The organism is Pseudoduganella sp. S-14 (assembly GCF_049913285.1).
Lineage (GTDB): Bacteria > Pseudomonadota > Gammaproteobacteria > Burkholderiales > Burkholderiaceae_D > Rugamonas.
This window is the reverse complement of the sequence record NZ_CP183991.1, coordinates 4,030,768-4,050,234: the sequence shown is the minus strand read 5'-3', so window position 1 is coordinate 4,050,234 and position 19,467 is coordinate 4,030,768. Positions and strand designations below refer to the sequence as shown.

Annotated in this window: 21 protein-coding genes; 12 read left to right on the top strand and 9 right to left on the bottom strand. The window is 62.6% G+C overall.

Going from position 1 to position 19,467, the window contains the following annotated elements; all coding sequences use genetic code 11:
- Positions 1–331: 331 nt before the first annotated feature.
- Together ACN9MZ_RS18475 and ACN9MZ_RS18470 are read left to right on the top strand one after the other, a co-directional pair.
- A complete protein-coding gene (locus ACN9MZ_RS18475; protein WP_426338416.1) occupies positions 332–2,086 on the top strand; it encodes a response regulator in 1,755 nt (584 codons plus the stop codon).
- A 1-nt stretch (position 2,087) separates the two neighbouring features.
- The gene (locus ACN9MZ_RS18470; RefSeq protein WP_426338415.1) at positions 2,088–3,236 is read left to right on the top strand and encodes a response regulator; all 1,149 of its coding nucleotides are present in this window, start codon (positions 2,088–2,090) and stop codon (positions 3,234–3,236) included.
- Between the two features lie 3 nt (positions 3,237–3,239).
- On the opposite strand, the gene ACN9MZ_RS18465 is transcribed toward ACN9MZ_RS18470, so the two are convergent.
- Positions 3,240–4,250: a sulfate ABC transporter substrate-binding protein gene (locus ACN9MZ_RS18465; protein ID WP_426338414.1), complete on the bottom strand. Its 1,011-nt coding sequence runs from the start codon at positions 4,248–4,250 to the stop codon at positions 3,240–3,242.
- Positions 4,251–4,434: 184 nt separating this feature from the next.
- Here ACN9MZ_RS18465 and ACN9MZ_RS18460 point away from each other — a divergent pair, with 184 nt between their 5' ends.
- The gene (locus tag ACN9MZ_RS18460; protein WP_426338413.1) at positions 4,435–4,953 is read left to right on the top strand and encodes a GNAT family N-acetyltransferase; all 519 of its coding nucleotides are present in this window, start codon (positions 4,435–4,437) and stop codon (positions 4,951–4,953) included.
- Between the two features lie 3 nt (positions 4,954–4,956).
- Here the strand turns inward: ACN9MZ_RS18460 and ACN9MZ_RS18455 are convergent, their stop codons facing one another.
- Entirely contained in the window at positions 4,957–5,553 is a 597-nt protein-coding gene (locus ACN9MZ_RS18455; RefSeq protein WP_426338412.1) for a M15 family metallopeptidase, read from the bottom strand.
- A 162-nt stretch (positions 5,554–5,715) separates the two neighbouring features.
- Here ACN9MZ_RS18455 and ACN9MZ_RS18450 point away from each other — a divergent pair, with 162 nt between their 5' ends.
- Positions 5,716–6,450, top strand: coding sequence for a ThuA domain-containing protein (locus ACN9MZ_RS18450; RefSeq protein ID WP_426338411.1), 735 nt, complete (start codon positions 5,716–5,718; stop codon positions 6,448–6,450).
- Here ACN9MZ_RS18450 and ACN9MZ_RS18445 read toward each other — a convergent pair whose 3' ends face one another.
- Positions 6,451–6,675, bottom strand: coding sequence for a 2-hydroxymuconate tautomerase family protein (locus ACN9MZ_RS18445; RefSeq protein ID WP_426338410.1), 225 nt, complete (start codon positions 6,673–6,675; stop codon positions 6,451–6,453).
- A complete protein-coding gene (locus ACN9MZ_RS18440) occupies positions 6,663–8,027 on the bottom strand; it encodes an MFS transporter (protein WP_426338409.1) in 1,365 nt (454 codons plus the stop codon). The genes ACN9MZ_RS18445 and ACN9MZ_RS18440 overlap by 13 nt, the downstream gene beginning before the upstream one ends.
- Positions 8,028–8,122: 95 nt before the next feature.
- Between ACN9MZ_RS18440 and ACN9MZ_RS18435 the strand changes: the two genes are divergently transcribed.
- Together ACN9MZ_RS18435 and ACN9MZ_RS18430 are read left to right on the top strand one after the other, a co-directional pair.
- Positions 8,123–8,995: a LysR substrate-binding domain-containing protein gene (locus tag ACN9MZ_RS18435; protein ID WP_426338408.1), complete on the top strand. Its 873-nt coding sequence runs from the start codon at positions 8,123–8,125 to the stop codon at positions 8,993–8,995.
- A gap of 28 nt (positions 8,996–9,023) precedes the next feature.
- Positions 9,024–9,485 carry a hypothetical protein gene (locus ACN9MZ_RS18430; RefSeq protein WP_426338407.1) on the top strand — a complete coding sequence of 154 codons (462 nt, stop codon included), beginning with the start codon at positions 9,024–9,026 and terminating at the stop codon, positions 9,483–9,485.
- Between the two features lie 48 nt (positions 9,486–9,533).
- Here ACN9MZ_RS18430 and ACN9MZ_RS18425 read toward each other — a convergent pair whose 3' ends face one another.
- The 4 genes from ACN9MZ_RS18425 to ACN9MZ_RS18410 form a co-directional block, all read right to left on the bottom strand.
- Positions 9,534–11,762, bottom strand: a complete 2,229-nt coding sequence (locus tag ACN9MZ_RS18425; protein ID WP_426338406.1) for an NADP-dependent isocitrate dehydrogenase — start codon at positions 11,760–11,762, stop codon at positions 9,534–9,536.
- Between the two features lie 122 nt (positions 11,763–11,884).
- The gene (locus tag ACN9MZ_RS18420; RefSeq protein WP_426338405.1) at positions 11,885–12,721 is read right to left on the bottom strand and encodes a sterol desaturase family protein; all 837 of its coding nucleotides are present in this window, start codon (positions 12,719–12,721) and stop codon (positions 11,885–11,887) included.
- Positions 12,722–12,766: 45 nt separating this feature from the next.
- Positions 12,767–13,525, bottom strand: a complete 759-nt coding sequence (locus tag ACN9MZ_RS18415; protein ID WP_426338404.1) for a helix-turn-helix domain-containing protein — start codon at positions 13,523–13,525, stop codon at positions 12,767–12,769.
- Entirely contained in the window at positions 13,510–14,022 is a 513-nt protein-coding gene (locus ACN9MZ_RS18410) for a DUF1697 domain-containing protein (protein WP_426338403.1), read from the bottom strand. The genes ACN9MZ_RS18415 and ACN9MZ_RS18410 overlap by 16 nt, the downstream gene beginning before the upstream one ends.
- Position 14,023: 1 nt before the next feature.
- Here ACN9MZ_RS18410 and ACN9MZ_RS18405 point away from each other — a divergent pair, with 1 nt between their 5' ends.
- Positions 14,024–14,314 (top strand): 2Fe-2S iron-sulfur cluster-binding protein, encoded by a 291-nt coding sequence (locus ACN9MZ_RS18405; protein ID WP_426338402.1) that lies wholly within the window; start codon positions 14,024–14,026, stop codon positions 14,312–14,314.
- A gap of 62 nt (positions 14,315–14,376) precedes the next feature.
- Entirely contained in the window at positions 14,377–14,994 is a 618-nt protein-coding gene (locus ACN9MZ_RS18400) for a YcbK family protein (protein WP_426338401.1), read from the top strand.
- Positions 14,995–15,045: 51 nt separating this feature from the next.
- Here ACN9MZ_RS18400 and ACN9MZ_RS18395 read toward each other — a convergent pair whose 3' ends face one another.
- On the bottom strand, positions 15,046–15,231 hold the full coding sequence (locus tag ACN9MZ_RS18395; RefSeq protein ID WP_426338400.1) for a DUF3460 family protein: 186 nt from the start codon (positions 15,229–15,231) through the stop codon (positions 15,046–15,048).
- Positions 15,232–15,266: 35 nt separating this feature from the next.
- On the opposite strand from ACN9MZ_RS18395, the gene ACN9MZ_RS18390 reads away from it, so the two are divergent.
- The 4 genes from ACN9MZ_RS18390 to ACN9MZ_RS18375 are packed head-to-tail and all read left to right on the top strand — an operon-like array spanning position 15,267 to position 19,379.
- Positions 15,267–15,671 carry a hypothetical protein gene (locus tag ACN9MZ_RS18390; protein WP_426338399.1) on the top strand — a complete coding sequence of 135 codons (405 nt, stop codon included), beginning with the start codon at positions 15,267–15,269 and terminating at the stop codon, positions 15,669–15,671.
- A 10-nt stretch (positions 15,672–15,681) separates the two neighbouring features.
- Positions 15,682–16,452, top strand: coding sequence for a transporter substrate-binding domain-containing protein (locus ACN9MZ_RS18385; RefSeq protein WP_426162078.1), 771 nt, complete (start codon positions 15,682–15,684; stop codon positions 16,450–16,452).
- 2 nt (positions 16,453–16,454) lie between these two features.
- On the top strand, positions 16,455–17,117 hold the full coding sequence (locus ACN9MZ_RS18380; protein WP_426338398.1) for an amino acid ABC transporter permease: 663 nt from the start codon (positions 16,455–16,457) through the stop codon (positions 17,115–17,117).
- A gap of 42 nt (positions 17,118–17,159) precedes the next feature.
- Positions 17,160–19,379 carry a putative bifunctional diguanylate cyclase/phosphodiesterase gene (locus tag ACN9MZ_RS18375; protein ID WP_426338397.1) on the top strand — a complete coding sequence of 740 codons (2,220 nt, stop codon included), beginning with the start codon at positions 17,160–17,162 and terminating at the stop codon, positions 19,377–19,379.
- The last annotated feature ends 88 nt before the right edge of the window (positions 19,380–19,467 follow it).

The following is a 19,467-nucleotide window of genomic DNA, read 5'->3' as shown; positions in this document are numbered from 1 at the left end:
ATCATCAACGACATCCTCGATTTTTCGAAGATCGAGGCCGGCAAGATGACGGTGGAACAGCTTGAATTCGACCTCGATGACGTGCTCGACAACCTGGCCAACCTGATCGGCTTCAAGGCCGAGGACAAGGGCCTTGAACTGCTGTTCCAGGTGGCGCCGGAACTGCCGACCGGCCTGGTGGGCGATCCGCTGCGCATCGGCCAGGTGCTGGTCAACCTGGCCAATAATGCCGTCAAGTTCACCGAGCAAGGCGAGGTGGTGGTCGGCATCGAACAGTCGGCGCAGGACGAGGCGGGCGTTGCACTGCACTTCTGGGTGCGCGACTCTCGGCATGAGCGAGGCGCAGAGCGCCAGGCTGTTCCAGTCCTTCAGCCAGGCCGATGCCTCCACCACGCGCAAATACGGCGGCACCGGCCTGGGCCTGGTGATCTGCAAGAACCTGCTGGAGTTGATGGGCGGGCGCATCTGGGTCGAGAGCGCGCCAGGCATGGGCTCCACCTTCCACTTCACCGCACGCTTTGGATTGCAGGCCAATCCGAAGCCGCGCCGCATGTTCCGGGCCGACGAATTGCTCGGCGTGCGGGTCCTGGTGGTGGACGATAATGCGTCGGCGCGCGAAATCCTGTCCACGGTCGCACGCTCCTTCGGGCTGGAAGTGGACGTGGCGCTGGGTGGCCAGCAGGCGCTGGACATGGCTGCGCGTGCCGAGCAGCAGGCCATGCCGTACGACCTGATCCTGATGGACTGGAAGATGCCGTCCATGGACGGGGTGGAAACGGTGCGGCGCCTGCAATCGGGGGACGCCGGCCGGCTGCCGGCGGTGATCATGGTGACCGCCTATGGCCGCGAGGAAGCCTTGACCAGCGCGGAGGAGCGCCGGGTCCGGCTCAAGTCCGTGCTGACCAAGCCGGTAACGCCGTCTGCCCTGCTGGAAGCGGTGGGCGAGGCGCTGGGCAAGGGCGTGCTGGCCGAGGGGCGGCGCGCGGCCGAGCGCGACATGCACCAGGTCGACGTCATGGGGCGCCTGTCAGGCACGCGCGTGCTGCTGGTCGAAGACAACGAGATGAACCAGGAGCTGGCGATCGACCTGCTGGGCAAGGCAGGCATCGAAGCGGTGCTGGCGCGCCACGGGCAGGAAGCGCTGGACATCCTGGCGCAGGACGCGCGCTTTGACGGCGTGCTGATGGACTGCCAGATGCCCGTGATGGATGGTTTCCAGGCCTCGCGCGCGATCCGCGCCGATCCAGCGCTCGACAAGTTGCCGATTATCGCGATGACGGCCAACGCCATGGCCGGGGACCGCGAGAAGGTGCTGGCCAGCGGCATGCAGGACCATATCGCCAAGCCGGTCAACGTGGCCGAAATGTACGCCACGCTGGCGCGCTGGCTGCGGCCGGCGCCGGGCGAGGGCCAGGCCGGCATGCTGCCTGCCGCGTCCAATGCGCACGCCGCCCGCGCCGATGCCGCCGGCGGCAAGCCAGCGCCGCTGCCGGCGCTGCCGATGGTCGACGTCCGGGCCGGACTCGCGACCTCCATGGGCGACGAAAAGCTTTACCGCCGCCTGCTGGTCAAGTTCCGCGACGGCCAGCAGGACTTCGCCGCCATGTTCGTGCAGGCGCTCATGGGCGGCGATGCCACGGCGCCGGAGCGGCTGGCGCATACCTTGAAGGGCGTGGCCGGCAATATCGGTGCGCGCAGCGTGCAGGAGGCTGCGCAGGCGCTGGAGCAGGCTTGCCAGAACGGGGCCGCGCGCGAGGAGCTGGAACGCTTGCTGGCAATGGTACTGGTGGAGCTCGATCCGCTGTTGGCAGCGCTGCGCGCGGTCGACGCAGAAATGCGCGGCGGCGCCGTGCACCCTGCGCTGGTGCCTGCCTTGCCGGCTGCAGCACCGCCGCTTGGCCGCCTGCGCCACCTGCTGGCGGACAGCGACTCGGAGGCGGCCGAGCTGTGGGAGGCGGAGCTGGCGCAATTCAAGGCGGCCTTGCCCGATCACTGGCGACAAATTGAAAACGGAATTGGTAACCTGGACCTGGAAGCCGCGCTGGCGGCGCTGGACGAAGCAATGGCAAGCCTGGAGGAAAAGTGAGATGGAACTGGAGCTGATCGCAAGGAAAACCGTGCTGCTGGTCGACGACTCGCCCGACAACCTGGTGCTGATGAACGACCTGCTGAAAGACCTGTACAAGGTAAAGGTCGCCAACAGCGGCGAGAAAGCCCTGCGCATCGCCACCACCGGCCAGCCGCCGGACGTGGTGCTGCTGGACGTGATGATGCCCGGGATGGACGGCTATGAGGTATGCCGCCGCCTGAAAGCCAATCCGGCCACCCGCGAGATCCCCATCATCTTCCTGACCGCCAAGTCGGAAGTGGAGGACGAACAACTTGGCCTGGACCTGGGCGCGGTCGACTACATCACCAAGCCAATCAGCCCGGCGATCACGCTGGCCCGGGTGCGCAACCACCTGATGCTGAAGGAGCATGCCGACTTCCTGCGCGACCAGAACGAATTCCTGGACCAGGAAGTACGCGAGCGCACGCGCGAAGTGGTGGCAATCCAGGACGTCACCATCCTGGCCATGGCATCGATGGCCGAAACCCGTGATTCCGAAACCGGCAACCACATCCGCCGCACCCAGTTCTACGTCAAGGCGCTGGCCGAGCGCCTGAAAGGCCATCCGCGCTTCAGTGCGGTGCTCACCGACAGCTATATCAACCTGCTGTTCAAATCCGCCCCGCTGCACGATATCGGCAAGGTCGGCATCCCCGACCGCATCCTGCTCAAGCCCGGCAGGTTCGAGCCGCACGAATTCGAAATCATGAAGACCCACACCACGCTGGGCCGCGCAGCCATCGAGCACGCGGAGCGCTCGCTGGGTACCCCGATGGCATTCCTGTCGATCGCCAAGGAGATCGCTCACTCGCACCAGGAAAAATGGGATGGCTCAGGCTATCCGGAAGGGCTGGCCGGCGAAGCGATCCCGGTGTCGGCGCGGCTGATGGCCGTGGCGGACGTGTACGACGCCCTGATCAGCCGCCGCGTCTACAAGAACGGCATGCCGCACGAGCAGGCGGTGCAGATCATCACAGAGGGCAAGGGAAAACACTTTGATCCCGACATGGTTGATGCATTCATCGGGTTGCAGGAGGAGTTCCGCGCCATTGCGGCGCGGTTCCATGATACCGACCATGACATGGCCGAGAAGAAGGCGCAGATCGAGCGCCTGACGAAAGTATAAGGCTTACTTCGAACTGTAGATCTTGTCGAATTCGCCGCCGTCGTCGAAGTGCTTCTTCTGGGCCGCGCGCCAGCCGCCGAATACTTCATCCACGGTGAACAGCGAAATCGGCTTAAAGCTGGCCGCATGCTTCTTGAACACTGCGTCCGAGCGCGGGCGCAGGTAGTGCTTGGCGATGATCTCCTGGCCGGCATCGGAGTACAGGAAGTTCAGGTAGGCAGTGGCTTCCTTGCGGATGCCCCTTTTGTCCACCACCTTGTCCACTACGGCCACCGGGGACTCCGCCAGGATGGAGGACGATGGATACACCACTTCGAAGTCGTCGCCGAATTCGGCGCGCACCAGGTTCACCTCGTTCTCGAAGGTCACCAGCACGTCGCCGATCTTGCGCTGGGTGAAGGTGGTGGTGGCTGCGCGGCCGCCGGCATCGAGCACCGGCACGTTCTTGAAGATCTTGCCGACCAGTTCACGGGCCTGCCCTTCATTGCCGCCTTTCTTCAGCACCGAACCCCAGGCCGCCAGGTAGGTGTAGCGGCCATTGCCCGCGGTCTTGGGATTCGGGATCACGACGGCCACGCCCGGCTTGGCCAGGTCGGCCCAGTCCTTGATTGCCTTTGGATTGCCCTTGCGTACCAGGTAGACCATGGTGGAGTAGGCCGGCGCCGCATTGTTCGGGAATTTCTTGGCCCAGTCCTGCACCACCAGGCCGCGGTCGGCCAGCATGTCGATGTCGTTGGCCTGGTTCATGGTCACCACCGACGCTTCCAGGCCATCGGCCACGGCGCGCGCCTGCTTGGAAGAGCCGCCGTGCGACTGCTTGACGGTGACGTCGACGCCGGTGCTCTTCTTGTACGCGGACGCGAAAGCCGGGTTGATGTCCTTGTACAGTTCACGTGCCACGTCATAGGACACGTTCAGCAGGGTCACTTCAGCGGCCGCTGCGCTCGCAGCAAAACCGAAGGTCGCCGCGGCCAGTGCGGTGCTGAGTGCAAATGCGAATTTGTTATAAGTCATGGCAATCTCTATTGTGAAAACAGATATGCATGGTCTAGAATCTCGCGCCGAAAGGAAACTACTTATTCGTTATAAGCTTAGTGTCAGCTTAGTGTCGGGCCCGGATAAGCTTGCGTGCACGCGGCCTCATACGGGGTTTTTGCCGCTGGTGTATATTCCGGTTATTGAATACCTGTGAGCACGCATGAGTTTTGAAATTCGCCGCGCGGAAGCGAAAGACGCCACGGCTGCCTGTGAGGTGCTGCGACGCTCAATCGCCGAATGTTGTGTGCTTGACCATAAAAACGATCCCGCCATTCTCGGTGCATGGCTTGGCAACAAGACGCCCGAAACGGTCGCGTCCTGGTTTGCTTCGCCCACCAACTATTCGCTGGTGGCGGTCGAACAGGGTGCGGTGGTCGGCGTGGCCTTGCTGACCGCGGCCGGCAAGCTGGCGCTGTGCTATCTGCTGCCCGAAGTACGCCAGCGCGGCGCAGGCAAGGCTTTGCTGGCCTGCGTCGAACAGCAAGCCTGCAGCTGGGGCGTCAAGGCGCTGCAGCTCCACAGCACGGCGACCGGCGAGGAATTCTTTGCCCGCCGGGGCTATCTGCGTGCCGGCAATGTGCGCTCGCCTTACGGTGTCGACACGGTCTTCTTCTGGAAGCAGCTCGATGGCACGGTGTGCGATGCCAGCAAGCCCAAGCGCTTCTGCGGCTGCAACTAGGGTTCAGGCGTAATAGTCGAGACCTTGTTCGTGGCGCCGGAATAATTCGACCAGCATCTCACGTTCCGACTCGTTCTTTGCCCAGTCAGGCCGCAGCTGGAAGTGCGGCTCGTCGACGATCGTGGTCCATTTTCCGCCCCATTCAAGCCCCAGCTCCTGTCCGATGCCGCCGACCACCTTGTACTTGGGCGAAGTGGGAAGGTATTTGGGGCCATCGAAGACCCCCACATCGAATGCAATGCCATAGTTGTGGTTTGACTGGCCGCCCTTGGCGTTGGTAACCTTTTTGCCCGGCGTCGTGCGGCCCTGGGCGTACAGCTTGTCCTGCTCCGCAAATGAGCGCAGGCCGCTGATTACCTTGATGTCGATGCCGATCGAAGCGGCCTTGTTGACCAGGGCCCTGGCATATGGCCTGGCTGTCGGGTGCAAGGTGAGGATGACGGCTTCACTTCGTGCGTCGACATTTCCGGATAGTTCGGCCGGCACTTGCTCGCCGACGATCGTCGAATAGATGGCGGCCCAGGTGATTGGGCCGGGGCGTCCATCGGCTTCAATGCCCAGCTTGCGCTGGACCGCGCGTATCACCATTTCAGTATCCATGGCCGAATCCTCCGCAGCGTCGCCTTGTAAGATTCGTCCTATGATCTGCCGGAAAATGCCTCAAAAGTCTCGCAAATACTCACCTGTTGCCAAATTGAAGCAGCTTGTCTCGCGCAATTCGTGATAGCGTTACCAAACAGGGCCGCTCATGGAGGGATGTGCGTGAAAGTGTTGATAACGGCAGTTTTTGCTGTGGCTTCCAGCTGCGTGCAAGCGGCGCAATTCAACGTGCTGGTGTTTTCGAAAACGGCCGGCTGGCATCATGACTCGATCCCGGCAGGTGTTGCGGCGATCCAGGAGTTGGGCAAGCTGCATGATTTCAATGTGTTCTGGACCGAAGACGCCAATCGCGTGTTCAATGACCAGGAATTGGCGAAATACCAGGCCGTGGTCTTCCTGCAGACAACCGGAAACATACTTGACTCGAAACAGAAGGGGGCGTTCGAACGCTACATCCGTTCCGGCAGAGGTTACGTTGGTGTCCACAGCGCGTCGGACACGGAATACGGCTGGCCGTGGTACGCCAAGCTGGTGGGGCATATGTTCGACCACCATCCAGCCATCCAGAGCGCCATCCTGAAAGTGGAGAACCGCAGCTTCCCAGGCATGGAGCGTTTCGCCGCGCGCAACCTGGTGACGGAAGAATGGTACGCGTTCAAGCCCGCCACCAGTAAAGTCAGCTATCTGCTCTCGGTCGATGAAACGACTTACAAGGCCGGCCCCCAAGGCATGGGCGCATTTCATCCGGTCAGCTGGTACCAGGACTACGATGGCGGCCGCGCGTTCTACACTGCGCTTGGCCACCTGCCCGCGACCTACGGCGACCCGGTCTTTCGCCATCACCTGTACGGCGGTATTTACTGGGCCGCCACAGGCAATGGCCTTGACCGGCAGTGATCAGCCGCCTTGCGCCTTGGCTGCGGCTGCCTTGGCGCGCAGCGTGGTGACGTTGTCGTAACCGATGCCCCAGTTATCGGTCTCCACTTCATCGATGATGACGAAGGTGGTTGCCGGGTTCTTGTTCAGCACGCGCTGCAGCAGTTCGGTCGCGCCCTTGATCAATTCCAGTTTCTGTTCGGCGGTGGCGCCTTCCTTGGTGATGCGGAAATTTACGTACGGCATAGAGAAGCTCCTTTGGTTGAAATGGGGTGTTTGATGCAATACCAGGCCAGCAGCGCGCCGAGCAGCAGCAAGACGGTGGAAACGGACAGTGCGAATTTGATCTCCTGCATGGCGCCGAAGATCGCGACGCCCATGGCGCCGCCCACCTGGCGCGCCGTATTTAGCACCGCCGATGCGATGCCGGCCTGGCTGCGATCGATGGCGGCCAGGATCGAGGTGGTCATGGCCGGCACCGCGAGACCCATGCCGGCCGGGATCAGGGCCAGTCCCGGCAGCATTTCCAGGAATGTGGCGTCGTCTGCGATACCGAAGACGCCCAGCAGAGCATAGCCCGCAGCGCCGACCAGCCCGCCGACGATCATCGGCAAGCGCGACCCCGCACGCGCCTGCAAGCGGCCGCTTGCGATATTGGAGAAAATGAACGTGCCGGTCAGCGGCAGGAAGACCAGCCCCGCATGCATCACTGAGAAGCCGCGCACTTTCTGCAAATAGAAGCTGAGTACGAAGATCACACCGTAATAGGCAAAGTTGACCAGGACGCCAAATAGTACCGCGCCTGAAAAACCGATGTCCCGGAACAGGCCAAGCGGCAGCATGGGCGCCGCGCTGCGCTGCTGGCTGCGAATGAACAAGGCCGCCGACACCAGGGCCACCAGCAGGGCGCCCTGCACGAGGTGGCTGGAGGCGCCCAGCGTATTGAATTCGATCACGGCGCCGATAAAAGCCGTCAGGGCAACGATGGCGAGTACCTGGCCGGTGATGTCGAATGAACGCGCCGGATCCTTGCCGCGCAGGGCTGGGACCACGCGCAGCGTGAGCCAGAAACCCAGCACGCAAATCGGAATATTGACCCAGAAAATGCTGCGCCAGCCGGCAACGCTCATCAACAAGCCGCCCAGCACCGGACCTGCTGCAATCGATACGCCGCCGGCAGCTGTCCACCAGGCGATGGCCTTGGCCAGTTGGGCGCGGTCGTGAGCGTAAGTCGTGTTCAGGATCGACAGCGAGCTTGGCACCAGCAGCGCGGCGCCGACGCCTTGTACGGCGCGCGCCAGGTTCAATGCCAGCGCACCCGGCGCCAGCGCGCAAGCCAGCGAAGCGAGGGTGAACAGGGCAAAGCCCGACAGGAACACGCGGCGTGCGCCGAAACGGTCGCCCAGCACTCCCGCCGACAGCAGGAAGACGGCAAAGCCCAAGGTGTAAGCGTCGACCACCCATTGCAAAGCACTGATGCTGGCGCCCAGTTCGCGGCCGATGTCCGGCAAGGCCACGTTGACGATGGTGACGTCAAGCTGGACGATGATGAAGGCGAAGCTGGCGGCCAGCAGGACGGCGGGGGATGGCTTGTGCATGGTGAAGCTCCTTTGGATAGCTTGAACTATAAATGTCTTCACGCATCAATAAAAATGAATAATAATGAATTCATCTATCTCAAATGGAGAATGAAATGGAACTCTCCTCGCTGAGGATATTCAAGACCGTGGCCGAAGAAGGCAGCGTGACCCAGGCCGCAGCGCGGCTGCACCGGGTGCAATCGAACGTCTCGGCGCGCCTGAACCAGCTCGAGGAGTCGCTCGGCGTCACCCTGTTCAACCGTTCGGGACGGCGCATGCTGATCACCGCGGAAGGCACGCGCCTGCTGGAATACGCCGACCGCCTGCTGCGGCTGGCGGACGAAGCGCAGATGTCGGTGCGCGGCGAGAACGAGCCATCGGGACAGCTACGTATCGGCTCGATGGAAACCACGGCCGCCGCGCGCCTGCCGCGCGTGCTGGGTGCATTCCATCGCAAACACCCGCAAGTCGACCTGCTGCTCGACACCGGCCCGACCGACTACCAGATACAGCAGGTACTGCATCACAAGGTCGATCTCGCGCTGGTCTCCGGCCCGGTCGAGCGCCCGGAACTGGAACAGCAGCCTGTATTTGTTGAAGAACTGGTGTTGTTGACCGACGCACTGCACGGCCCGGTCACAGGACCGGCCGACGTCGCGCGCCGTACGCTGCTGGGTTTTCGCAGCGGCTGCTCTTACCGGCGCCGCCTGGAATGGTGGTTCGCCGATGCCGGCGTCGCCCACACGCGGATCGCGGAATTCGGCACCTTCGAAGCCATCATCGGCTGTGTTGCCGCCGGCATGGGTGTTGCCATGATGCCGCGCGAAGTGTTGAGGCAGCGCGGCCTGGGCCGCACCGTGCAATGCCACGCCTTGCCGCCGCAAGTAGCCGAAGTGGAGACGGTCATGGTGTGGCGCCGCGACATCCCCCACCACGCGGCGCGCGACGCCTTCATTGCCAGCTTTGGCCAACAGGCGTTAGGATAATGCCAATTGTTAACTTCAGGACCGATTCGTGCCATTTGTAGTATCCCGCGCCCTTTGCGTAGCGACTGTCGCTTGTGCTTCCTTGCCGGCCTTTGCGCAGCAGGCCCCCAGGATTTCCAGCCGAGATGAATACCGCGCCTGCCTGGATCAACAGGAAAAACTGTCCCCCCGCCTGAAGCTGCTGAACACGAAGCGCGACGAGCACAACGCCGACCTGAAGAAGCTGCAGGACGAAGCAAAGGCCCATGTGGCAACGCAAGCAGCCCTGGATTTATACGATCAGGCGGCCGTCGACGCGTTCAACGCCAGGCTCGATGAATTGAACCAGCGGGGTGATGCGCTCAACGCACGCAGCGAAGCGTTTGACAAGGATATGGCCGACTACAATTCGACGGTGACTGCGCTGAACCAGCGCTGCGCCGGCATGGTTGTCAGCACGCGTGTGCACGACTCCGTCCTGAAACTGCGCGCGGTCAATCCCAGGAAATAAAAAAGCCCGCAGCTTGAAACTGCGGGCTTGTTACGCAACGCCGGCTGCTTACAGGGCTGCCAGTGCTGCGTTGAAGGTTGCGCTTGGGCGCATCACAGCGGAGGTTTTGGCCGCATCAGGCTTGTAGTAGCCGCCGATGTCCATGGCGCTGCCCTGCACGGAGTTCAGCTCTTCCACGATCTTAGCTTCGTTCTCGGCCAGCGACTTGGCCAGCGGCGCGAACTTGGCTTTCAGCTCGGCGTCGTCGTTTTGCGCTGCCAGGGCCTGCGCCCAATACATCGACAGGTAGAAGTGGCTGCCGCGGTTGTCCAGTTCACCGGTGCGGGTCGATGGCGACTTGTTGTTGTCCAGCAGCTTGCCGGTGGCTTCGTCCAGGGTCTTGGCCAGGATCTTGGCTTTGGCATTGCCGGTCTTGATGCCCAGTTCTTCCAGCGACACGGCCAGGGCCAGGAACTCGCCCAGCGAATCCCAGCGCAGGTGGTTTTCTTCCACCAGCTGCTTGACGTGCTTAGGGGCCGAGCCGCCGGCGCCGGTTTCGTACATGCCGCCGCCTGCCATCAGCGGAACGATGGACAGCATCTTGGCCGAGGTGCCCAGTTCCAGGATCGGGAACAGGTCGGTCAGGTAGTCGCGCAGGATATTGCCGGTCACCGAGATGGTGTCCAGGCCGCGCGATACGCGCTCCAGGGTGTAGCGCATGGCGCGGGTCTGCGACATGATCTGGATGTCCAGGCCGGTGGTGTCGTGGTCTTTCAGGTAGGTCTCGACCTTCTTGATCACTTCGGCTTCGTGCGGACGGTAGGTGTCCAGCCAGAACACGGCAGGCATGCCGGAGTTGCGGGCGCGGGTGACGGCCAGCTTGACCCAGTCGCGGATCGGGGCGTCCTTCACCTGGCACATGCGCCAGATGTCGCCTTCTTCCACGTTCTGGGTCAGCAGCACTTCGCCGGTGGCCAGGTCGGTGATGTTGGCGATGCCGGCTTCCGGCACTTCGAAGGTCTTGTCGTGCGAACCGTATTCTTCGGCTTGCTGCGCCATCAGGCCCACGTTCGGCACGGTGCCCATGGTCTTCGGATCGAAGTTGCCATGCCATTTGCAGAAATTGATCATCTCCTGGTAAATGCGGGCGAAGGTCGATTCCGGCATCACTGCCTTGACGTCGGCGGTGCGGCCGTCGGCGCCCCACATCTTGCCGCCGATACGGATCATGGCCGGCATCGATGCGTCGACGATCACGTCGTTTGGCGAGTGGAAATTGGTGATGCCCTTGGCCGAATCGACCATGGCCAGCTTCGGACGGTTTTCCAGGCAGGCGTGCAGGTCTTTCAGGATTTCGTCCTTCTGCGACGCTGGCAGCTTTTCGATTTTTTCATACAGGTTGACCATGCCGTTGTTCACGTTCACGCCCAGTTCTTCGAACAGCTTGGCGTGCTTCTCGAACGCCTGCTTGTAGAAGATGCGTACGCAGTGGCCGAACACGATCGGGTGCGATACCTTCATCATGGTCGCTTTCACGTGCAGCGAGAACATCACGCCGGTCTTGTAGGCGTCGTCGATTTCGCGCTCGTAGAACTCCAGCAGGGCTTTCTTCGACATGAACATGGAGTCGATGATCTCGCCGGCCTGCAGGGCGACCTTCGGTTTCAGGACGATGGTCTTGCCGGACTTGGTCAGCAGTTCCATCTTCACTTCACGGGCCTTGTCCAGGGTCATGGACTTTTCGCCGTGGTAGAAGTCGCCGCCGTGCATGTGCGATACGTGGGTGCGCGAAGCCTGGCTCCATTCGCCCATCGAGTGCGGGTTCTTGCGTGCGTATTCTTTCACTGCCTTTGGCGCGCGGCGGTCCGAGTTGCCTTCGCGCAGGACCGGGTTCACGGCGGAGCCGATGCACTTGCCGTAGCGGGCTTTCAGTGCTTTCTCTTCTTCGGTCTTGGCGTCTTCCGGGTAGTCCGGCAGCTTGTAGCCGGCAGCCTGCAGTTCGCGGATGCAGGCGACCAGCTGGGAGACCGATGCCGAAATATTGGGCAGCTTGATGATGTTGGTGTCAGGGTTCTGGGTCAGGGCGCCCAGTTCGGCCAGGTTGTCCGGCACTTTCTGTTCGTCGCTCAGGCATTCCGGGAAGGCTGCCAGCACGCGGGCGGCGACCGAAATATCGCTGGTGACGACGTCGACGCCGGCTGGTGCCGCGAATTTCTGCACGATTGGCAGCAGGGAATAAGTCGCCAGCAGTGGCGCCTCGTCGGTAAGGGTGTAGATGATTTTAGACTTTTGAGACATGTTTATTCCCTCAAATGCGGAGGTTTTCCGCTGAATATTCTTCCCTGGGCGCGCCGGGTTCGGCAGGCTCGGGGTGGATAGCGGGTGGGCGATGGCCTACCGGACAAGCTTGACATTGTAGCTCACAGGAATGGTCGTAACAATTGGCGAAGATACTTAGAAGGGGCATCTGGACTGTCCAGGCCGACGTCAGCTTGCCCGATGCGGCCCGGCGGCTGGCGGTAGGTGCGGAACAGGTGGTCCCACAGCATCAGCCATTCGCCGAAATTGACCTGGGCGTCCTCATAATCGCGTTTGTGGTGCCAGCGGTGGGTCTGGGCGACGCCGAACAGGTGGCGCAGCGGACCCAGCGAATAGTCGAGGTTGGCGTGCTGGAAGGCCAGATGCACGGAAAGAACGGCCAGGCCGGCCGCGACCGTGGCTGCCGGCGCTCCCAGTGCCAGCAGGACGGCAAAACCCGGGGCGCCCATCATCATGGCGTGCAGCGGGTGGCGCCGTTCGCTGTTCAGCCAGTACAGGCGTTCGCTGCTATGGTGCGCTTCGTGGAACAGCCACAGGCGGCGGTGGCGATGGCTCAGCCAGTGCATAAAAAACAAGCCGAAATCGAGCACGACCATGGCCGCGGCGATTTGCGCCCAAGCCGGCCAGGTAGCCGGCCAGGCTGCTGGCGCTGGCAGCAGGGCGCGCGCCCAGGACAGGATTTCGATACTGCCATACAGGACGCTTGCGTTGACCAGGAAGTGCAGGCCGTCGGTGCGCGTATCACCATGATCGGCCAGCCAGGCCGCTTCATAGGGCTGCAAGCGTTCGAGCAGGGCGACGCAGGCAATGGCGGCCAGCGCCATCAGCGGCACGGTTGGCCAGTAGGGCAAGCCTTGCGTGGCGGCCCAGAGAATCGCTGCGGCGGCGCCGCCAAAAACGATTGGATAACTCAGGTAGCGTATCGTCCATTGCTTCATGTTGACCTCCGGTGGTGAAAGAAGGCCAGCGTAAGGGCGCGCGCGTCAGATGGCTTGAACGAAAGAGCTATCCAGCACGATGCCGCGCAGCAGGGCGGCCGGGTTAAGGCCGAACATCTCGCGGAAAGTACGCGAAAGGTGGGCCGAGTCCGCGAAACCGGCGGCGTGCGCCGCGTCGGTCAGGTTGCCGCGCTGCGCAAGCCGGTGTAGTGCCAGTTCCAGGCGCAGCCATTTACGATAGCTGCGCAAGGGGAGGCCGGTCTGCTCGACGAACCAATGGGAAAAGCGGTCAGGCGACAGCTTGGCAAGCTCGGCCAGCTGGAGCCTGCTTGCGCCGCCATCCGCGATGCCTGCGCGCAGTGCACCAGCGACGGCGCTCATGCGCGCATCCTGAAGTGAGGGCCGGGACAGGCCGAAAGCCTGTCGCAGCACGCTGCGCAGGGCCTGGCCTTGATCGGCGGCTGCGACGAGCCGGCTGCACAGATCGTCGGCCAGCAGCATCGGCGTGTCGGCCGGGGCCTGGAATAAAGCCGTTCCCTCCGGCGTCAGCGGGTCCAGGTAGAGCAGGAGCGCCTCGTCGGCGCAGACGCAATGCGGCAGTCCTGCCGGGATGGCAATGCCAGGCGCGCGCAGCGGGCCGGTAGGGAAGGCCACGCCAATTTCGCCATGGAGCGAAATGACCAGCTGGTGCGCGTAATGGGCGTGCAGTGCGCTGTCGCCGATCGCGCCGCGGAATACGCCGAAGCCGGGCGAGAGCAGGGCGTTTCCCGACCAGTGCTGTCCACGCATCAGGCTGACGCGCACTTGCGCACCGTGTCCCAGGTGCGGGTGGTGATGATCTTGCCGAAAGTCTTCTCGATCAGGCGCATGAAGACCGGGCCGTCGCTGCTGGGCAAGTAGGTCGAAAACACCTCGCTTCCAATGACGCCAAGCATTTCAGCGCCGCTGATGGGCGGCGGCAGCACGGTCGCGGATGGCGCGGCACGCAGGAAGCTCACCACGCGCTTGGCCGCCGGATCGGCGCCCAGGCCAGGATAGGGATCATCTGCCAGCAGGTCTTGCAGGTGTTTTTGCGAGCGGATAATGGTGTAGAAGCTGCGGCCGAGCGCCTGTTCCATCGCAGCCTCGGCCTTTCGTTCCAGCGCGGCTTCGGAGGCGGAACGGGCGTCGAATGCTACATTGCCGCTTGATAGAAGCGTCTTGACGTTGGAAAATCCGGCACTTTCAAAGGCGGCTTTCAGTTCCGGCATCTTGCAGTTCATCGGGCTGACGCCGCGGAGCAGGGCAATATAGCGAGGCATTGTGTTTCAGATAAGAGTTGAGCCGAAGGGATTATCGTTCGAAACGGATGGCGAGGCCAGCTTGCTGGTGGCGGCCGCCCGCGCCGGCGTGCTGCTTCCCAGTTCCTGCCGCAACGGCACCTGCCGCACCTGCATCTGCCAGGTGCGCAGCGGCGCTGCGCGCCACCTGATTGAATGGCCAGGCCTGAGCCTGGAGGAGAAGCGGGAAGGCTATATCCTGCCTTGCGTGGCGGTTGCCATCTCGGACCTCGTGATCGTCGCTCCCGCCGCGAAGTTTACGACAAATTGTTAAAGGGGTTTCTCAAGTCATTCTCTATTGCTATAGTAATCGTTATTGCAATAGATGGAATCGCCATGACAACTCGCAGAGACTTCCTCCATATGATGGCGGGCACAGCGCTGGCTGGGCTGCCGCTGCTTGGCCAGAGTCGCGCGCAGTCGGAGCCGGAACCTCCGCCCGATATTTTCGACGCCCAGATGCTGGACCTGGAATTCTGGATCAAGCCACGCACGATCAGTGTGATCCGGCCGCAAAGCGGGGAGAAGGCCCGGCTGACCTATTGGAAGGATGGCGAGATCATCGACTCGGCTTATCAGGAGCTGTGCCATTTGCTGCGCGACGTGAACGGCAAGGAGACGGCAGCGATCGATCCGAAGCTGTTCGAAACGCTGTGGGGCGCGCAGGCGTTTGTGCAGCGCTTCGGGATCGAGAGTCCGCTGGAGATCTTGTCGGGTTATCGCACCCCGGCTTCCAACAAGCGCCTGATCGAGCAGGGGATTCCTGCCGCGCGGCAGTCGCTGCACATGAGCGGGAAGGCGGCCGATATCCGGATTCCGAACTTGAACGCGGAGGTGCTGGGCAGCCTGGTGCAGAGTTTCCGGCAGGGCGGCGTGGGGTTCTATTACCGCCAGGGGCCGCGGGGCGGGTGGATTCATGCGGATACTGGGTTGCAGCGGAGCTGGAAAGGCTAAAAACCGGAAAATCCGGGTCGGACCCAAGGTCAGATCCCGGTTTACCGGGTTTCAGTGGTAGTAATACGGCGGTGTCGGCACCGCATCGGTCCTGGCCAGCCGCTCGGCCTCCAGGTCCACCTTATGGTCCCACCAGATATTCCACCCAACCCGCTGGTCTTCCACCATTTCCGGATGCTCGTCCAGCAGCTTGCCGAAGAACGCCTCAAACTCAGATACATATTCGTTTACTTTCATACCGCCTCCTGAGGTTTCGGTTACACTCCTGACCCATGTTTAATCACGATGACGAAGCGGCCAAGCCGCGCTTTCTCCCGGTGCCGTGGACCGCGCTGGAAACGCCCCAGGACGTGGAGCTGTGGATTGCCGAGCACGACCTCGCGCTGAAGGAACACGTCGGCAAGCAGGAAACCGGCTACGGCGTGTGTTTCAGCCTGGCCGAGGGCGGCGAGATCTATATGCAGACCACCGAGGGCGCCGTTATCCTCGATGTTACACCTGAAGCCGATTGGGTGGAGCCCTTGCTGTGCGCTATCGCCGCTTGCGAGCCGCCCAAAGGCCGCCTCTGGACCCTGCCCGAAGACAAGCTGGTGCAGCTCATCCTTGGCCTGTCCGTCCTGGTTGCCAGCACCACCCTCGTAGTAGGTCACAAATTCGGCCGCAGCCGTTCTTACTAAAGGATTCCTGATGCGCAAACCGTTGATTGCCCTCCTGCTGGCCGCAGCCGCGCTGCACGCCAGTGCCGCCGACCTGCTGCAAACAGTCAAGGCGCGCGGCACGCTGAAAGTGGCCATGGAAGGCGTCTACCCGCCATTCAATTTCAAGGAAAAAAATGGCGAGCTGGCGGGCTACGACGTCGACGTGGCGCGCCTGGTGGCCAGCAAGCTGGGGCTGAAGCCGGAATTCGTCACCACCGAATGGGCCTCGATCCTGGCTGGACTGGCCAGCAATAAATACGACGTCATCATTTCGCAGGTTGGCATCAACCCCAAGCGCGAACAAGCTTTCGACTTCAGTACGCCTTACATCTACTCTTCGCCGATGCTGATCGTGCGCAAGGATGACAAGAACAACTGGACCTCCCTCGAACAGCTGAAAGGCAAGCGCGTCGGCGCCGGGCAGGGCAGCGTCTACGAGATGCAGTTGAAGGCGGTGCCGGGCATTGACGTGAAAGGCTACCCGGCAGCCCCGGAAAACCTGACCGACCTGGCGCTGGGCCGTATCGATGCCGCCCTGAACGACAGCCTGATGACGGCCTATTTGCTGAAAACCACCAAGTTGCCAATCAAGGCCGGCGCCCGTGTCGGCGCCGTCGAGCGCATGGGCATTCCCTTCCAGAAGGGCAATCCCGCCTTCAAGGCCGCGCTCAACAAGGTGCTGGCCGACGCCGCCGCCGACGGCAGCCTGAAAGCCATTTCCATGAAGTGGTTCGGCACTGACGTCAGCAAGGCGCCCTAAGCATGGAGTGGCTGGAGCTGCTGCACGAGGCGGCGCCCGTGATGTTGAAGGGCGCCGGGTATACCCTGGTGTTCGCGGTCGCCGCGATGGTGGGCGGCCTGGTGCTGGGTTTTCCCACCGCCGTGATGCGCATCCTGCCTTGGAAACTGCTGCGCTGGCCGGCTAATGTGTACGTCAGCCTGATGCGCGGCACGCCGCTGCTGGTGCAGATGTTCGTCATCTATTACGGCCTGCCGTCGGTTGGCATCGAGTTCACGCCGGTCACCGCCGGCATCCTGGCGCTGAGCCTGAACGCCGGCGCCTACCTGTCGGAAAGCCTGCGCGGCGCCATCCTGTCGATCCATAAAGGCCAGTGGTCGGCCAGCTACAGCCTGGGCCTGGGCTACGGACAGACCTTGCGCCATGTGGTGATGCCGCAGGCACTGCGGATTGCCGTGCCTTCGATGAGCAACACCCTGATCAGCCTGATCAAGGATACCTCGCTGGTATCGGTCATCACCATGACGGAATTGATGCTATCGACGAAGGAAGTGATTGCCACCACCTTCCGCCCCTTGCCGCTCTACCTCGCGGCAGCTGTCATTTACTGGATTCTCAGCCTGGCTTTCGAGCAAGTGCAACGCTTTGCCGAACAACGCCTGAACCGCGCGCATCGCCAAGGTTAGCTGCTCGACATTGTCACAAGGGCATGCTAGGCTGGAACCAATATGGATAAAGACCAGCATGCCAGGCAGGCGGAGCAGGGGACCGCCATCCGGCCCGCCGTCCCCGGACTGGCTGGGATCGATGCACTCTTGCCCGGCGAAGCCGTGCTGGCTGCCATGGGCGGCACCCCGCCTGCCGTCTACAACGGCCTGCAGCGCGCCAGCGGCGACCTGCAACTGGCCAGCGACCAGGATTACTTCAACGACCTCTATCTGCTGGCCCCGGTTGGCTATTTTGTCCTCGGCAGCGACACCACCATCCTGCAAATGAACCTGGTTGGCGCCGACCTGCTCGGGCTGCCGCGCCAGAACCCTGATGGCGTCCCGTTCCGCAACTATGTGGCGCAACGCTTCATCGCCGATTTTGATGCCTTCGTCAGCAACAGCCTTGCCAGCGAAGAACCACAGCGCATGTCGCTGCAGATGACGCGCGGGCGCGGCGACCGCGGCTTTGCCGTCACGCTGCTGGGCAGCGGTACGCCAGGCACGGCGCAATTGCGCGTCGTGCTGGAAATGGCCGAAGGCAAGCTGGCGGCGCTGGAAAAAAGCGAAGAGCGCTTCCGCCGCATTGTGCACAGCGCGGGAGAGGGGATCTGGGAAATCGACGCGGCGGCGCGGACCAGCTTCGTCAACCCCAAGATGGCCGCCATGCTCGGCTATACGATCGAGGAGATGCTGGAGCAGCCGCTGGTCAACTTCATGGACGACGAAGGGCGCGCCCTGCTCGAGCGCAATATCGCCCGCCGCCAGCAAGGCATTGCCGAGCGCCACGAATTCAAGTTCCTGCGCCGCGATGGCAGCGATATGTGGGCCACGCTGGCCACCAACCCGATTTTCGATGCCGACGGCAGCTATCTCGGCGCGCTGGCGCTGGTCAGCGACATCACCGAGCGCAAGCTGTCGACCGAGCTGATCTGGCACCAGGCCAATTACGACGCGTTGACGTCCCTGCCGAACCGCAATATGTTCCAGGACCGGCTTTCGCAGGAAATGAAGAAAGCCCGCCGCGACGGCCTGTTCCTGGCCTTGCTCTTCATCGACCTCGACCAGTTCAAGGAAATCAACGACCGCCTCGGCCACGAGATGGGTGACGCCTTGCTGGTGGAGGCGGCGCACCGCATTAGCGCCTGTGTGCGCGCCTCCGACACGCTGGCACGGCTGGGCGGCGACGAGTTCGTGGTGATTCTGCCCGGCCTCGACCATGTCACCAGCGCCGAGCGCGTGGCGCAGCAGATTATCGCCAGCCTGAACCGGCCCTTTATCCTGGGCGACAATAGCGGATCGGTGTCCGCCAGCATCGGCATCGCCCTGCATCCCTCTGACGCCAACGACCCCGAGCAATTGCTGCGCAACGCCGACCAGGCCATGTACGCCGCCAAGAATGCCGGCCGCAACCGCTACAGCTACTTCACGCCCGACATGCAGGCCGCCGCCCAGCTGCGCCTGCGCGTCACGCGCGACTTGCAGATGGCCGTTGCCAACGAACAGTTCGAGCTGCACTACCAGCCCATCGTCAACCTGCACAGCGGCAGTATCGAACGCGCCGAAGCGCTGCTGCGCTGGCGCCACCCCGAGCGCGGTATGTTGAACCCGGTCGACTTCATCGGCAGCGCCGAAGCCAGCGGCGTCATTCTCGAAATTGGCGACTGGGTATTCCGCAGCGCTGCCGACCAGGCCAAGCGCTGGCAGGAAGAGCTGGGACGCCCGTTCCAGATCAGCGTCAACCAATCGCCGGTGCAATTTCGCACCGGCCCCGAGATTTTCGAAAAATGGATGCGCTACGTTGAACAGATGCACCTGGCGCCGCGCAGCATCGTCATCGAAATCACCGAGCGCCTGTTGCTCGACAGCAGCGGCCCGGTGATGGACCGCCTGCGCCAGTTCAAATCGATGGGCCTGCAGGTCGCGCTGGACGACTTCGGTACCGGCCATTCCATGCTGGCCCATCTCAAGAATTTCGACATCGACTACCTGAAGATCGACCGCAGCTTCGTCATGGACCTGGCCGGCGATTCGGGCGACCTCGCGCTATGCGAAGGCATCATCGTCATGGCCCACAAGCTGGGCCTGAAAGTAGTGGCCGAAGGCGTCGAAACGGAAACCCAGCTCAACCTGCTGAAAGCCGCCGGCTGCGACTACGCCCAAGGCTACGTCTACGCCCGCCCCATGCCCCCCAGCCAAATGGGCGCCCTGGCCCGCGGCCCCGCCCGATTGGCTCAGTAAATAAAAGTCGAGGTCTGGCAATCCGCCATCTGGTCCGCAGGGAAAGTTAAGTCTTGCGCCCGCGCAAGAAATGGCGGATTGCCAGACC